Below are 14,024 nucleotides of genomic sequence, written 5' to 3' on the forward strand. Positions count from 1 at the left end.
TGAATGCACCCGCCTGGAGCATTCAGCGGCGGCGCACCAGCGGGAACGGCAGCGTCTCACGGATCGTCAGGCCGGTCAGGAACATGACCAGCCGGTCGACTCCGATGCCGAGCCCGCCGGTGGGCGGCATGGCGTACTCCAGCGCGTCCAGGAAGTCCTCGTCGAGCTCCATCGCCTCGGGGTCTCCCCCGGCGGCCAGCAGGGACTGCTCGGTGAGCCGGCGGCGCTGCTCGACAGGGTCGGTCAACTCCGAGTAGGCGGTGCCCAGTTCCGTGCCGAACGCGACGAGGTCCCAGCGTTCCGCGAGCCGCGGGTCGGTGCGGTGCTGCCGGGTGAGGGGGGAGACGTCGGTCGGGAAGTCCTTGTAGAACGTGGGGAGCCCGGTCTTCTCCTCGACGAGACGTTCGTACATCTCCAGGACGACGTCACCGCGTCCGTCGTCCGCCGTGTACGGCACGCCCGCGCGGTCGCACAGCCGCAGCAGCCTCTCCAGGCTCGTGTCGGCGTCGATCTCGTCCCCCAGCGCCTCGGAGACCGCTCCGTACACCGTCTTGACGGGCCAGTTCCCGGAGATGTCGTACTCGACACCGTCCTTGCGGGCGACCGGTGTGCCGAACGCGGCGGTGGCGGCGCCCTGGATCAGCTCGCGGACGAGGTCGAGCATCACGTCGTAGTCGGCGAAGGCCTGGTACGCCTCCAGCATCGTGAACTCGGGGTTGTGCTTGTAGGAGACACCCTCGTTGCGGAAGGTGCGGCCCATCTCGAACACCTTCTCCATGCCGCCGACGCACAGCCGTTTGAGGTAGAGCTCGGGCGCGATGCGCAGATAGAGGTTCAGGTCGTAGGCGTTGATGTGGGTGGTGAAGGGCCGGGCGTTGGCTCCGCCGTGGATCTGCTGGAGCATCGGGGTCTCGACCTCCAGGTAGCCGCGGTCGAGCAGCCCCTGGCGCAGCGCCTGGACGGCGGTGGAGCGGGCGCGGACGACGTCGCGGGCCGCGGGGCTGGACACCAGGTCGAGATAGCGGCGGCGGACCTTCGCCTCGGGGTCGGCGAGGCCCTTGCGCTTGTCGGGCAGCGGGTGCAGGCATTTGGCGGTGAGCCGCCAGGAGGTGACGAAGACCGTCGGCTCGCCGGAGTCGCTGGCGCCCGCGAGACCGTCGGCGCTGATGTGGTCGCCGATGTCGATCACCCGCCGGAAGCGGTCGAGCGCGGCGCCCGACTCCTTGCGGGTGAGGGCGATCTGGAGGTCCCCCGACCAGTCGCGCAGCACGGCGAAGAGGAGGCCGCCGAAGTCGCGTACGAGCATCACGCGTCCGGCGACGGTCACGTCCTCGCCGCCGCGGACGTCGGCCAGGACATGGGTGCGCGGCGGGATGCCGACCGGGTAGGGGTCGGTGCCCTCGGCGCGCAGCCGGTCGAGTTTGCGGTACCGCACGCGGACCTGGTCGGGCAGCCCGGTGGTGGGATCCTCGCTCGCGGCCCCGCCGTCCGCGTCGAGGCCGAGGGCCGCCAGCGACGGCAGTCCCGCGGTCGTCGCGGGTGCGGGTCCGCCCTTCGGATGCCCCTTGCCCCACAGACTGCGCAGCGAGGGCACGGAGACGAAGCCCTCGGCGATGGCGGAGGCCATGCCGATGCGGGCGAGGGCGCCGGTGTCGCCGTAGCAGATGAAGCGCGGGTACCACTCCGGGTGGTACTTGGCGTTGGAGCGGTACAGGGCTTCCAGCTGCCACCAGCGGGAGAAGAACAGCAGCAGTCTGCGCCAGAGTCTGAGCACCGGGCCGGCGCCGATGCGGGCGCCCTCCTCGAACACGGAGCGGAACACGGCGAAGTTGAGGGAGATGCGCCGGACCCCGAACTTGCCGGCGGCCGCGCACACCTCCGCGACCATGAACTCCATGACGCCGTTGGGCGCGCTGCGGTCGCGGCGCATGAGGTCGAGGGAGATGCCGTCGCGGCCCCAGGGCACGAAGGAGAGCAGCGCGAGGAGCTTGCCGTCGGACCCCATCGCCTCGACGAGCAGACAGTCGCCGTCCTCGGGGTCGCCGAGCCGGTCGAGGGCCATCGAGAAGCCGCGCTCGGTCTCGGTGTCGCGCCAGGCGTCCGCCCGGCTGACGATCTCCTCCATCTCGCTGTCGGTCAGGGTGGAGTGCCGGCGGACCCGGCAGGTGGCGCCGGTGCGTTTGACGCGGTTGACGGCCTGCCGGGTGACGCGCATGTCGCGGCCGGAGAGGTCGAAGCCGGCGACGTGCAGGATCGCCTCGTCGCCGAGCTGGAGGGCACCGAGCCCGGAGCGCGCGAACGCCTTGGCGCCCTCCTCGGACGCGCCCATCGCGGCGGGGGCCCAGGCGTAGCGGCGGGCGATGTCCAGCCAGGCGGCGATCGCGTGCGGCCAGGCCTCCCGGTCGCCGACGGGGTCACCGCTGGCGAGGCACACTCCGGCCTCGACGCGGTAGGTGACGGCCGCCTTGCCGCTGGGCGAGAAGACGACGGCCTTGTCGCGGCGGGTGGCGAAGTAGCCGAGGGAGTCGCCGCCTCCGTACACCTGGAGCAGGGCGCGGATCCGGGACTCCTCGTCGCCGTGCAGGGCCGCGACCAGGCGCTGGGAGCGGAAGAGCGTGGCGGCCGCGTTGAGCAGGGCCAGAGCGCCGAACAGGCCGAGCACGAAGAACAGCCAGCGCGGCGGACGGCCGTCGAACGAGCGCCCGGAGACGAGTCCGCCGCAGACCCGGTTCGCGGCCCACAGCAGCCGCTGGCCCTCCGCCAGAGTGCCGGGGAACAGTTCGACCAGGCCCCAGCCGAGCAGGATCGCCACGACGAGCCCGGCGGCCAGGACGAGCAGGGCCCGTCGTACGGCGGCGCGCCGCGAGTCGGCGTAGAACTCCCGGCGGGCCACGATCAGCAGGGCGAGCAGGAGTCCGCAGACGATCAGCGAGGGGATCGAGGCGGCGTACAGGCCGGCGGCGATCCCGAGGATGTCGGTCAGGACGAGCAGGCCGAGGTAGACGACCACGAGCCACCAGGCGATCTTCTTGCGGGCGGCCGTCGCGGCGGCGAGCAGGAAGAGGAAGACGGCGTACGCGAGGTTGGCGCTGACCGGGATGACCAGAAGGTCGAGGAAGCGCACGACCGGGCGCAGCAGTGCGCGCAGCGGGGGTATGAAGGCGAGCAGGGTGCAGAGCAGACCGATGGCGACGAAGAAGGCCGCGAAGCCCTCGGGCACCTTGCTGAGGAAGCCGGTCCCGGGCGGCCGTGCCGGGCCGCTGGCGGTCTTCGGTGGGCGGGCCTCCACGGTGGCACTCATGGATCCGACTGTAGGAAGAGCGGCGGCGCCCCGCCCGTCGAGCGGATCTCGGCGGCGCCCCCGGGGCAGGCGGATCCGCGGGTTCCGATAGCCTCGCAGCCGTGACGGAAGAGCAGCACGCGCATCGGTTCGAGCGCGGGACGGACGGTCCCAAGGTCATCGTCGTCGGTGTGGACGGCTCCGACTCCTCGTTGCGCGCCGCGGCGTACGCCGGTGGTCTGGCGCGGCGGCAGCGGGCGCTGCTGGCGGTGGTCTACGTCAAGCCGGTGATGGCGGCGGGAGCGGCGCTCGGGGTGCCGGTCGCGGAGACGACGGACGAGATCGCCGAGGATCTGGTGCAGTACATCCGCGACGCCGCCGAGCGGGTGAAGGACATATTCGATGTGCGCTGGGAGTTCCACACGTTCCGCGGCGACCCCTACAACGGCCTGGTCACCGCCGCGGACGAGCTGAAGGCGGACGCCGTGGTGGTCGGGGCCTCCGAGCAGTCCGGGCACCGGATCGTCGGTTCGGTGGCGGTCCGGCTGGTGAAGGCGGGCCGCTGGCCGGTCACGGTCGTGCCGTAGGCGGTGCGGCGGTAGTGCCGTGGGGCGGTCGCCGTGGAGGTGCCGTGCCGGTCGGTGCGGTCCCGCGTCATTCGGCCATGACGAGGCCGGACCGGCCCGCGCCCCTGCCGAGGACGACGTCGCGGATCCGGTCGCGTACGGCGCCGACGGTGGCGCCCCGCTCCAGTGCCGCGTCCAGGTCGACGACCCGGCCGGCGTCGAGGTCGAAGGCCAGCGGGACGAACTCGGCCTTCGTCACCTCCCATCGCTGTGAGCGCCGCGCGGGCGGGGAGAAGGTGAAGCGGCCGAGGGTGCTCTCGTTGCCGCGCGGGTCCTGGACGCCCCGGTCGTTGTACATCTCGCCGGCGATCTGGTCGCCCGTGCCGTAGACGACCCAGGTGCCGTTGACCTTCTCGTACGCCTGCGGGACGTGGGAGCGGGTGCCGAGGATCAGGTCGATGTCGGGCCGGCCGCCGGTGCGGGAGGCGGTGAGCTGTCTGCTCAGCCGCAGTTGGCGCTCGTCCGGCCCGTCCTGCCATTCGGTTCCCCAGTCGAGGGAGACGACGACCACGTCGGCACCGGCTCTCCGGGCGGCCCGGGCGTCCGCGACGATCCGGGCGGGGTCGGTCAGGCCGACCGCCCAGGGCTGTCCCTGCGGCAGCGGATGCCCGTCGGTGTCGTCGGTGTACGCGAGATGCGCGACGCGGGCGCCGCCCGCCCGCATCAGGGTGACGGCGCTCGCCTCCCGCTCTCCGCGGGCCGATCCCGCGTGCCGCACGCCCGCCCGGTCCAGCGCGTCCAGGGTGCGCCGGACGCCGTCGGCGCCGTCGTCCAGCGTGTGGCTGGAGGCGGTGGAACAGGAGTCGTACCCCGTGGCGGCGAGCCCCCCGGCCACCTGGGGAGGGGTCTTGAAGACGTACGAGCCGGCGGGGTCGCCTTCGGTGTCGTGCACGGTCCGCATGTGACAGATCGCCAGGTCGGCCCGGGAGACGAGGGGTTGGACGCCGGCGAGCATGGGCCGGAAGTCGTATCCGGTGCCTCCCGCGTCGGAGCCGGCCCGTTCGAGGACCGAGCTGTCCGGCAGGACGTCGCCGGCGGCGACGAGGGTGAAGCCGCGGGCGGCGGGGGGTCCGGGCCGCCCGCCGGGGTGCCGCGCGGCCGTTTCGTGGGCCTGACTGGTCACCGCGGCCGCGATGAGGGCGGCCGCGAGGGCCAGCTGGATCTGTCGCGCGCGTGTGATCATGCCGGGCCCCATGCGGTCGCATTTCCCTACTAATGGATATGCATCCACGTATACGGGTCGCCCGCGGTCAAGGAGACACCACCGCGGCTCACCCGTTCGGCGTCACCGGGCATGCCCCCCCGGGGCGAACGGCGGCACGAACGCGGCAGTCCCGGAATCCACGGCTCCACCTCGGCCGACCGTTCGGCGCACCGTTCGCCGACCGCTTCGACCGCCCACCGCACAACCGTGTCCCCGGTCTGTCCGCGCGGGGCCCGGGGCGCTGGCATACACGCCATGACGGCCGGAACCACCACCATCGCCCCCAGGACGACCGCCGAGCACGAGCTGGCCGCGCTGCAACGCGAGCACGGCCGCCCCCTCTTCGCCCTGCTGCTGCGCCTGTCCGACGGCGACCGCCAGCGCGCCGAGGACCTGGTGCAGGAGACGTTCGTCCGGGCCTGGCAGCATCCCGAGGCCCTGCGCGCCGACGACTTCGACTCCGTACGGCCCTGGCTGCTGACCGTGGGACGGAGGCTGGCCATCGACGCGCGGCGGGCCCGGCAGGCACGGCCTCCGGAGGTCGGTGACGCGATCCTCGACAACGCGCGGGTCTGCGCCGATCACGCCGAACGCTCGGCGGCGACACTCGATGTGCGAGAGGCTGTGAAGACACTCACTCCCGAACACCGTGAAGTCCTGGTGCTGGTGTACTTCCAGGGGGCCAGTGTGGCGGAGGCCGCCGCGGCGCTCGGGATTCCGCCCGGTACGGTGAAGTCCCGCGCGTACTACGCGCTGCGCGCCCTGCGCCGGGTTCTTCCGGGATACGCGGCCGACCTGCGGTGAAACCGAAGGCTTAGTCAAACCTCCGTAAAGCGCCTTGCCGAGGACCATGGTTGAGCAATCAGCTTGCCTCATCCGTTTTCCGGACTGGGGCCCGGGGTCGGGCGACGCGCACGCACCGGAGGAAGGCAGGAAGGGATGCTGCACAGAGGGCAAGAGAGCACGGACGGCACCGGTGGGGGCGAACTCACCGTCCCCATGGCCTGGTTGTACGCCGAGTACATCGCCGACGAACTGCTGCGGACGGGCGACCTGATGCCGCCCACCTCCTTCGAGTTCCGCGCCGGGCGCGACGCCCTCGCGCTGACGATCTTCCTGTCCGACAGCGGCGGCGAACTCTCCGGGATCCGGGTCATCACCCAGTTGGAGACCTGGCTTTCGCTCACGGCGTACGACCAGCCCTGGCACACCTGGGTGCGCGAGCACCTGGCGCTGCGCGCGGCCGAGTCCACCGGATGCGCCGGGCCCGATCCCGATCTGGAGCTGGCGTCCGCGGCCTGGCGGTGGCTGGAGGAGACGGAACTGCTCGCTCCGGACCTGGACGCGGTGCCCGGCGGCGGCTCCGTGCCTGGTGAGGACGACGGTCCCAAGGTCTGGACGGCGGCCTGGCGGCTGGGGCTGCCGCTCGGGCATCTGGCCATCCACCTCTTCTGAGGGCGGTCGCGACCGCACCGGAATCACTTCCGGTGGCGGCCGCGACCGCGCCGGGAACAATTCTCCGGCGCTCGCACCAATCCGCGAGCGCCCCGGCTCCGAACGTCTTGACCCCGATTCCTGACGAGTCTTGAGTGATTCGACGGTCTGATGCGTACCCGTGGGCAACAGCAACACCACTCACAGTCCGCACCAACGCCACGAGGATTCGGTATTCGGTATGAGGTCCCTGGAACGGCATCGCGACGTCGGCGCCTATGCGCTCGGCGTGCTCGGCGAGGCGGAAGCCTTCCGCTTCGAGGACCACCTCGTGGAGTGCGCTCAGTGCACGGCGTTCGTCAGCGAGTACCGCCCCGCCACACGGCAGTTGATGCTGTACCGGCGGTCGACGCCGCGCAGCGTCCACCCTTTCGCCGCCCCCGGGCCGCGGCTCCTGGACCGGCTGCTCGGCGAGGTGGCCACCCGCAACCGGGCCCGGCGCCGGCGCCTCCTGTTCGCCCTGGCCGCCTCCGTGGTCCTCGCGACGGGCGGACCCGCGCTCGCGCTCGTCGTCGGCCAGGACTCCCCCTCGGGCCCGCCCGTCGCGGCCGGCCCCCCGTCGAGCCGGATGGCCAGGACCGACGCCGAGACCGGCGTCTGGGCCCAGGTGACGACCCGCGAGCGGCTCTGGGGCAGCGACATCGAGGTCCAGGTCAAGGACGTCAAGGGTCCCCGCTCCTGCGAGCTCGTCGCCATCGGCAAGGACGGCTCGGAGCAGTCGGTGACGAGTTGGATGGAGCCCGCGGACCACGAGGCCCCTCTCACGATGCAGGGCGGCTCGTCGATGCGGACCGACGAGATCCGCAAGTTCGAGGTGCGCACGGCGGACGGCGACCACCTCGTGACGCTCAACTCCCCCTGAGCAAAACCCGTTTCACCGCCCGGGACACCGAGGGACCACCCGCACGGTCCGTCTACTTGAGCAGCCGGGACATCCGCCGGTCCGCCAGCGGCTTGCCGCCCGTCTGGCAGGTCGGGCAGTACTGCAGCGAGGAATCGCTGAAGGAGACCTCGCGGACGGTGTCACCGCACACAGGACAGTGCTCCCCCGTCCGCCCGTGCACGCGCAGACCGCTCTTCTTCTCCGGCTTCAACCGTCCGGCGGCCGGCCCGTGGGAGCGCTCCACCGCCTCGGCGAGCGTGCCGCGCAGCGCCTCGTACAGCCGCCCCGTCTCCTCGGGGGTCAGGGAGGAGGCGATCTTGAAGGGGGACATCCGGGCGGCGTGCAGGATCTCGTCGCTGTAGGCGTTGCCCACGCCCGCGATCAGGCTCTGGTCGCGGAGCGCGCCCTTGAGCCGGCGCCGCTCGCCCTGGAGCAGCCCGGCGAACCGCTTCTCGTCGAAGTCGTCGGCGAGCGGGTCCGGGCCGAGCCGGGCCACGCCGGGAATCCGCTCCGGGTCCTCGACGACGTACACGGCGAGCCGCTTCCGGGTGCCCGCCTCGGTGAGGTCGAAGCCCTCGCCGGTCTCCAGCGCGACACGCAGCGCGAGCGGCCCCTTGCCGGGCCGGGGCGGGCCGTCGGGGAGCGTGTCCTTCCAGTGCAGCCGGCCCGCACGGGCCAGATGCGTGACGAGGTGCGGGCCGTCCGTGCCGATGTCCAGGAACTTGCCGAACCGGCGGACGGCCGTGACCTCGCGCCCCTCCAGGGCGGAGACGGGAGGGTCGTACGTCTTCAGGACGCTGACGGCGACGGGCAGCACGCGCACGACGCGGCGGCCGACGAGACGCTCGGCCAGGAAACCCTTGAGCGCTTCGACCTCGGGCAGTTCCGGCATGTGTCCAGGGTGCCATCCGGCGCCGACGACGCCAGGGACCGGACGACGCCGGGCGTCAGGTGCGCTCCCGGACCATGAACTCGCACCACACGACCTTGCCGCCACCGCGCGCCTCGACACCCCACACGTCGGTGAGGCGGTCGACGAGCAGCAGTCCGCGGCCCGAGACACCGGACTCGCCCGCCTCGCGGCGGCGCGGCAGCGCGCTGGAGGAGTCCTCGACCTCGACGCGCAGTCTTCGTTCGGATCCGGCCAGGACCCGCAGGGTGACGATGGCCGCGCCCTCGGTGTGCATGAGGGCGTTGGTGATCAGTTCGTCGGCGACCAGCTCGATCTCGTCGGCCCGGTCCCGGGCTCCCCACGCGCGGACGGCGGCCCGGATCATGTGGCGGGCCTCGCTGAGTGCCTCCGGGTCGCCGGGCGCCACATGCTGCTGGAGGCGTCCGCCCGAACGCTGGTCGATCAGACCGTGGCGGCGCAGGAGCAGCAGTGCGACGTCGTCGTCGCCGCCGCGGTCCTCGGCCATGTCGATGAGCCGGTCGGCGAGGTCGCTGACGTCCTCCGGGCCGCTGCGGATGAGTTCGCCGAGGATGCGCATGCCGTCGTCGAGGTCGACACCCGGCTCCTCGACGAGTCCGTCGGTGCACAGCAGCAGGGTGTGGCCGGGGTCGAGCTCGATGGTGGAGACCGGGTATTCGAGGCGTCCGAACTCGGCGGACAGGCCGAGCGGCAGGCCGCCTTCGAGGGGCAGCCGCCGGCAGGTCCGGTCGGTGGAGCGGACGAGCGGGTCGATGTGGCCGGCCCGGACGAGCTGGGTCACTCCGGTGGACAGGTCGATCTCGGCGTACAGGCAGGTCGCGAAGCGGTCGGTGTCGAGTTCGTGGAGGAAGACCGAGGCACGGGCCATCACGGTGGCCGGGGTGTGGCCCTCGGCGGCGTAGGCGCGCAGGACGATGCGGAGCTGGCCCATGACGGCGGCGGCGTGCGTGTCGTGGCCCTGGACGTCGCCGATGACGGCGCCGACGCGTCCGCCGGGCAGCGGGATCAGGTCGTACCAGTCGCCGCCGATGTCGCGGCCGAGCGAGGCGGAACGGTAGCGGACGGCGATGTCGGCGCCGCTCACGCTGGGGATGGAGCGCGGCAGCATGGCCTGCTGGAGGCCCTGGGCGAGGTCCTTCTCCTGCTCGAAGAACATGGCCCGCTGGAGGCTCTGGGCGATGCTGCTGCCGAGCGCGACGAGGACGTTGCGCTCGTCCTCCGAGAACCCGTGCCGGTCGTTGTAGAGCAGGCCGATCGCGCCGATGGGGCGGGCCTGCACGATGAGCGGCAGATAGGCGGCCGAGGTGATCTTCAGGCCGGTGATGTTCGGCCACAGGAGCGGGTACGACTCGGCGAACTCCTCGGGCGACTCGATGAAGTGCGGCGCGAGGGTCCGTACGACCTCGTTCATCGGGTACTGCGCGTCCAGGCGCGTGACCCGGGTGCCGGGGACGTAGCTGTGCTCGGGGCCGGTGGCGACCATGCGGATGCGGCCGGACTCCACCAGGCCCATGACCAGGCTGGCCGCCCCGAGGTGGGTGAGGCCGTGGGTGTCCTGGAGCACGTCGATGACGTCCTGCACGGTGACGGCGTGGGCCAGCGCGGCCGTGGTGAGCTGGACGACGCTGGTCTGCTGGCGCCGTACCTCGTTCTGGGCGGCCTGTTCACGGCGTGCCGCGCTCTCGTCGAGCTCGGCCGTGGCGTCACGGACGATGCCGATGATGCGGCGCGGCCGGCCGTTGTCGTCGCGGCGGATGTAGCCCTGGGTGTGGGTCCAGCGCACGGCTCCGTCGCGGCGGCGGATACGGAAGTAGGCGCCGTAGTTCTCGCTGCCGTCCTTGAGGGCGTGGGAGACCATCGTGTCGAGCCGCCGCGACTCGGCCGGCGGGACACGGATGCCCAGGGTGGCGGGCTGCCCGTCGTATTCGTCCGGGCGCATGTCGAAGATCTCGTGGGCCTGGGCGTCCATCTGCATCAGACCGGTGTCCAGGTCCCAGTCGAAGCTGCCCATGCGGTTGAGCGCCAGGATCGGATCCGGGTGGGCGGGCCAGTCGTCCGGGAGTGACAGGGCGCTCGCTCCCCGATCAACCATGGGGCCACCATGCCAGTATTTGCCCGATTGTTCGACTTCTGGGGGGCCTGGTTCCAGGCCCCCCGGACGCGAGGGTGTTCACCTGCCGGGAGTGTCGGCCGAGACGTCGAAGACGCTGTCCGGACCGGTCGGCCCGTCGGGGATCAGCCCGCCGTCGGGTGCCTCGGGGCTGTCCGGGTCGGTGTCCTCGGTGGGGGTGCCCGGCTCGTCGGACGGTTCCCGCGGTGCCGGGGGCTCCGGTGAGCCGGAGCGGCCGGGGTCGGCCGGGCCGGTCGGCGGAGCCGTGGCGTCGTCCGAGGGGGCCGCGGTGGTCGCGGGCGCCGTCGTCGGCGCCGCAGTGACGGTGGCCGAGGGGCAGCGCGAGGGCTCGGCGCTCGGGCGCGCGGAGCGGCCCGGCCCGGCCACGTCCATGGCGGCGCCGTCCGTCGGCACCGCGGTGGGCGCGGTGCCCGGCCCGGTGCTCTCGTCCGGGGTGCCCTCCCCGGTCCCCGGTGTCGGCGTCACCGTCACCGTCGCGGTCGGCGTGGGGCAGTCGGACGCGGAGGCGTCGGGGGACGGGCTCCGGCCGCCCGGCGAGGTGCCGGCGGAGGGCTCGTGCGCGGTGGCGGAGTCGTGCGGCAGCGGGTCCGGGTTCTCGGGCGGCGGTACGGCGTGGTCATGCCGGTGGCCCTCGTACCCGACCGGCCGCTCGATCCAGGTGTGGTCGGCGACGTCGACGATCGTGATGTCGGTGATGACGGCGGGCGCCGGCGTCACCGTCACGACCTGGGCGGGCCGGTACCCGCTCCAGGGCCTGCCCCGGGTGTCCGGGTTCCCGTCGGCCTCGGTGGGCCGGCCCAGCGGGTTGCCGCAGGCGCAGCGGACCCGGGGTACGCCCCGGTCGTCGACGAGGACGGCCGTGCCGGCCTGGAGGACGGCCTGGAAGCCGGTGGCCTGCCCCGCGGCGAATCCGTGGTCCGTGACGCCGGTGTCGGCGCGGAGCACGACCGGGGTGAGCCGGCGCAGATAGTCCGGGACGGACTCCGGGGAGATCCCGGAGAGTTCGGCGAAGACGCGGGCCCTGGCCCGGTCGGCGGCGAGGAACCTGATCTGCCGGGCGACATCGCAGCTGCCGGCGTTGCGGGTGCCGCCGTACAGGCCCGGGGTGGCGCCCGAGACGGTGCGCGCCCCCCGGGTGCCGGTGGGCGACGGTTGCGGCGTTCGGGTGACGGGCGGCGGGGGCGCGGGGGCGGTGTCGGTGGGCGCCGTGAAGGGGTCGGGCCCCTGGACCGCGAGGGGCTGGAGGAGCACCTCGCCGCCGGTGGATCCGTTCGGCGCCGTGCCCCCGCCGCCACAGCCCGCGACGACAAGGAGTGCCGCCGCGAGCGCGCAGGTCGTGACAAAGGTCCTGGTGGGTATGTGCACCACGTCTCTCCCGTCCGTCCCGGGCAGTTGGTGCCTCATTGTCTGCGTCACTCTCTTGGCGCACGCAAGCGGAAATCGGTCACCCAGCGTCACAATGGAGGGGAGAGGAGCACCCGCCATGGAGTGGTTCGTCGCACCCGACTACTGGCTGAGCCGGCTGGTGTTCCAGCGGGGGCTGGCCGTGCTGTATCTGGTCGCGTTCCTGGGCGCGGCCCTGCAGTTCCGTGCGCTGACCGGGGAGCGCGGGATGCTGCCGGTACCCCGCTTCGTGCGGCACGTCGCGTTCCGGGACGCGCCGAGTGTCTTCCACTGGCGCTACTCGGACCGCTTCTTCGCCGCCTGGTGCTGGACGGGCTGCGCGGTGTCGGCGGCGCTGGCCGCCGGGCTCGACGGGTATCTGCCGCTCTGGGGGGCGATGCTGCTGTGGCTCGTCCCGTGGGCCCTGTACCTGTCGGTCGTCAACGTCGGCCAGACCTGGTACTCGTTCGGCTGGGAGTCGCTGCTGCTGGAGGTGGGCTTCCTCGCGGTGTTCCTCGGCAACGACGAGGTGGCGCCACCGGTCGTCGTGCTGTTCCTCATGCGCTGGGTGCTGTTCCGGGTGGAGTTCGGCGCGGGGCTGATCAAGATGCGGGGCGACGCCTGCTGGCGGAACCTGACCTGCCTCTACTACCACCACGAGACCCAGCCGATGCCGGGTCCGCTGAGCTGGTTCTTCCACCATCTGCCCAGGCCGTTCCACCGGATCGAGGTGGCCGCGAACCACTTCACCCAACTCGTTCTCCCCGTGCTGCTGTTCACTCCGCAGCCGGTCGCGACGGCGGCGGCCTCGCTGATGATCCTGACCCAGTTGTGGCTGGTCCTCTCCGGCAACTTCGCCTGGCTGAACTGGACGACGATCGTGCTCGCCCTGAGCGTGACCGAACTGCCCACCACCGCGCCGCATGTCGCCGCCCCGCCGCTCTGGTACGAGGTGGTCGTGCTGGTGGTGGCCGCCGCTCTGCTGGCCCTCGGCTACCGTCCGGCACGCAATATGGTCTCCCGGCGCCAGGTCATGAACCGCTCCTTCGACCCGCTCCACCTGGTGAACACCTACGGGGCGTTCGGCAGCGTCAGCCGGGTGCGTCACGAGGTGATCGTCGAGGGCACCGCGGACGAGGTGCCGCGCGAGGACGCGGACTGGCGGGAGTACGAGTTCAAGGGCAAGCCCGGCGATCCGCGGTACTGGCCGCGCCAGTTCGCTCCGTACCATCTGCGGCTCGACTGGCTGATGTGGTTCGTGGCGCTCTCTCCCGGCTACGCCGGCACCTGGTTCTCGGCTCTCGTGGAGCGGCTGCTGGAGAACGACCGTGACACCCTGCGACTCCTCCGCCGCTCCCCGTTCCCCGCCGACGCCCCGCCCCGCTACATTCGCGCCCGCCTCTTCCGCTACCGGTACACGACGTGGCACGAGCTCCGCGAGACGGGCGCGTGCTGGCACCGCACCTACGTGCGCGACTTCCTCCCGCCGACCCGACTGGAGGGCGCCGCCGAGCGACGGGTTCCGTACTAGCCGTCTGGTTCCGCGGCGATCGGTGATCATAGGCGGTGAGTGAGCCGGTGGCCGGCGCGCCGGAGGCCGCGATCCGAACTGTGCGTGAGCGATGGAGTGGGTCATGGGAGTGGCGGGAATCGTCGAAGGGCTTTGGAAGGCCGGGGAGATGCCGCTCCGCGACGGGCTGTACCGGCCGGACGACACGGGCGTGGAGCTCCATGTCGAGGGTCCGGGGGCTTACCACCCGGATGCCGGGCAGCCGATTCCCTTCCGTGTCGGAGGACCGATCGATGTGGCCCGGGCTCTTCAGGAACACGGCGTCGACGGGGTGGACACGTGCTTCGAGAACCCGCTGCCGAACGGATCGGGGTGGATGTCCGGTGGGGGTGGCGGGACGGGCAACATCGGTTATCTCGCCCGTCTGGACACCGACCGCTCGTTGCGGTGGATCGCCGTGATGTTCCTCTCCAACCCGTTCGTCGAAGTGCGCTACGAGGGCATGAGCGCCGCCTTCACCAACGACTGGGGGAACCGGCTGGTGCTCGACCTCGGCGGCGCTGCCCTTGGCTGACGCCGCCG

11 protein-coding genes are annotated in these 14,024 nt (G+C 72.2%); 6 read left to right on the forward strand and 5 right to left on the reverse strand.

Going from position 1 to position 14,024, the window contains the following annotated elements:
• Positions 1–22: 22 nt before the first annotated feature.
• Complete coding sequence (lysX, locus tag OG780_RS06245) at positions 23–3,301, reverse strand: bifunctional lysylphosphatidylglycerol synthetase/lysine--tRNA ligase LysX (RefSeq protein WP_328445504.1); 3,279 nt, start codon at positions 3,299–3,301, stop codon at positions 23–25.
• Between the two features lie 101 nt (positions 3,302–3,402).
• On the opposite strand from lysX, the gene OG780_RS06250 reads away from it, so the two are divergent.
• A complete protein-coding gene (locus tag OG780_RS06250) occupies positions 3,403–3,867 on the forward strand; it encodes a universal stress protein (RefSeq protein ID WP_328445506.1) in 465 nt (154 codons plus the stop codon).
• A gap of 67 nt (positions 3,868–3,934) precedes the next feature.
• Here the strand turns inward: OG780_RS06250 and OG780_RS06255 are convergent, their stop codons facing one another.
• Positions 3,935–5,089, reverse strand: a complete 1,155-nt coding sequence (locus OG780_RS06255) for a CapA family protein (RefSeq protein ID WP_328445508.1) — start codon at positions 5,087–5,089, stop codon at positions 3,935–3,937.
• A gap of 276 nt (positions 5,090–5,365) precedes the next feature.
• Here OG780_RS06255 and OG780_RS06260 point away from each other — a divergent pair, with 276 nt between their 5' ends.
• From OG780_RS06260 to OG780_RS06270, 3 genes are all read left to right on the forward strand, one after another.
• Positions 5,366–5,914, forward strand: coding sequence for a sigma-70 family RNA polymerase sigma factor (locus OG780_RS06260; RefSeq protein WP_328445510.1), 549 nt, complete (start codon positions 5,366–5,368; stop codon positions 5,912–5,914).
• Positions 5,915–6,049: 135 nt separating this feature from the next.
• Positions 6,050–6,565: a hypothetical protein gene (locus OG780_RS06265; RefSeq protein WP_326784192.1), complete on the forward strand. Its 516-nt coding sequence runs from the start codon at positions 6,050–6,052 to the stop codon at positions 6,563–6,565.
• 220 nt (positions 6,566–6,785) lie between these two features.
• Positions 6,786–7,466 (forward strand): anti-sigma factor family protein, encoded by a 681-nt coding sequence (locus tag OG780_RS06270; protein WP_328445514.1) that lies wholly within the window; start codon positions 6,786–6,788, stop codon positions 7,464–7,466.
• Positions 7,467–7,518: 52 nt separating this feature from the next.
• On the opposite strand, the gene OG780_RS06275 is transcribed toward OG780_RS06270, so the two are convergent.
• The 3 genes from OG780_RS06275 to OG780_RS06285 all read right to left on the reverse strand — a co-directional run bounded on the left by OG780_RS06275 (position 7,519) and on the right by OG780_RS06285 (position 11,917).
• Complete coding sequence (locus OG780_RS06275; RefSeq protein WP_328445516.1) at positions 7,519–8,379, reverse strand: Fpg/Nei family DNA glycosylase; 861 nt, start codon at positions 8,377–8,379, stop codon at positions 7,519–7,521.
• Between the two features lie 55 nt (positions 8,380–8,434).
• On the reverse strand, positions 8,435–10,510 hold the full coding sequence (locus OG780_RS06280) for a SpoIIE family protein phosphatase (protein WP_328445518.1): 2,076 nt from the start codon (positions 10,508–10,510) through the stop codon (positions 8,435–8,437).
• 78 nt (positions 10,511–10,588) lie between these two features.
• Entirely contained in the window at positions 10,589–11,917 is a 1,329-nt protein-coding gene (locus OG780_RS06285; protein ID WP_328445520.1) for a DUF6777 domain-containing protein, read from the reverse strand.
• Positions 11,918–12,032: 115 nt separating this feature from the next.
• Between OG780_RS06285 and OG780_RS06290 the strand changes: the two genes are divergently transcribed.
• Both OG780_RS06290 and OG780_RS06295 read left to right on the forward strand, forming a co-directional pair.
• Positions 12,033–13,463, forward strand: coding sequence for a lipase maturation factor family protein (locus tag OG780_RS06290; protein ID WP_328445521.1), 1,431 nt, complete (start codon positions 12,033–12,035; stop codon positions 13,461–13,463).
• A gap of 103 nt (positions 13,464–13,566) precedes the next feature.
• Complete coding sequence (locus OG780_RS06295; protein ID WP_328445522.1) at positions 13,567–14,016, forward strand: hypothetical protein; 450 nt, start codon at positions 13,567–13,569, stop codon at positions 14,014–14,016.
• Positions 14,017–14,024 lie beyond the last annotated feature (8 nt).

Source organism: Streptomyces sp. NBC_00386 (genome assembly GCF_036063235.1).
Classification (GTDB): Bacteria; Actinomycetota; Actinomycetes; order Streptomycetales; family Streptomycetaceae; genus Streptomyces.

What these genes read in the sequence shown, in the direction of transcription:
- lysX (WP_328445504.1), bottom strand. Translation starts at nt 3,301, where the DNA reads ATGAGTGCCACCGTGGAGGCCCGCCCACCGAAGACCGCCAGCGGCCCG.
- OG780_RS06255 (WP_328445508.1), bottom strand. Translation starts at nt 5,089, where the DNA reads ATGATCACACGCGCGCGACAGATCCAGCTGGCCCTCGCGGCCGCCCTC.
- OG780_RS06260 (WP_328445510.1), top strand. Translation starts at nt 5,366, where the DNA reads ATGACGGCCGGAACCACCACCATCGCCCCCAGGACGACCGCCGAGCAC.
- OG780_RS06265 (WP_326784192.1), top strand. Translation starts at nt 6,050, where the DNA reads ATGCTGCACAGAGGGCAAGAGAGCACGGACGGCACCGGTGGGGGCGAA.
- OG780_RS06270 (WP_328445514.1), top strand. Translation starts at nt 6,786, where the DNA reads ATGAGGTCCCTGGAACGGCATCGCGACGTCGGCGCCTATGCGCTCGGC.
- OG780_RS06275 (WP_328445516.1), bottom strand. Translation starts at nt 8,379, where the DNA reads ATGCCGGAACTGCCCGAGGTCGAAGCGCTCAAGGGTTTCCTGGCCGAG.
- OG780_RS06280 (WP_328445518.1), bottom strand. Translation starts at nt 10,510, where the DNA reads ATGGTTGATCGGGGAGCGAGCGCCCTGTCACTCCCGGACGACTGGCCC.
- OG780_RS06290 (WP_328445521.1), top strand. Translation starts at nt 12,033, where the DNA reads ATGGAGTGGTTCGTCGCACCCGACTACTGGCTGAGCCGGCTGGTGTTC.
- OG780_RS06295 (WP_328445522.1), top strand. Translation starts at nt 13,567, where the DNA reads ATGGGAGTGGCGGGAATCGTCGAAGGGCTTTGGAAGGCCGGGGAGATG.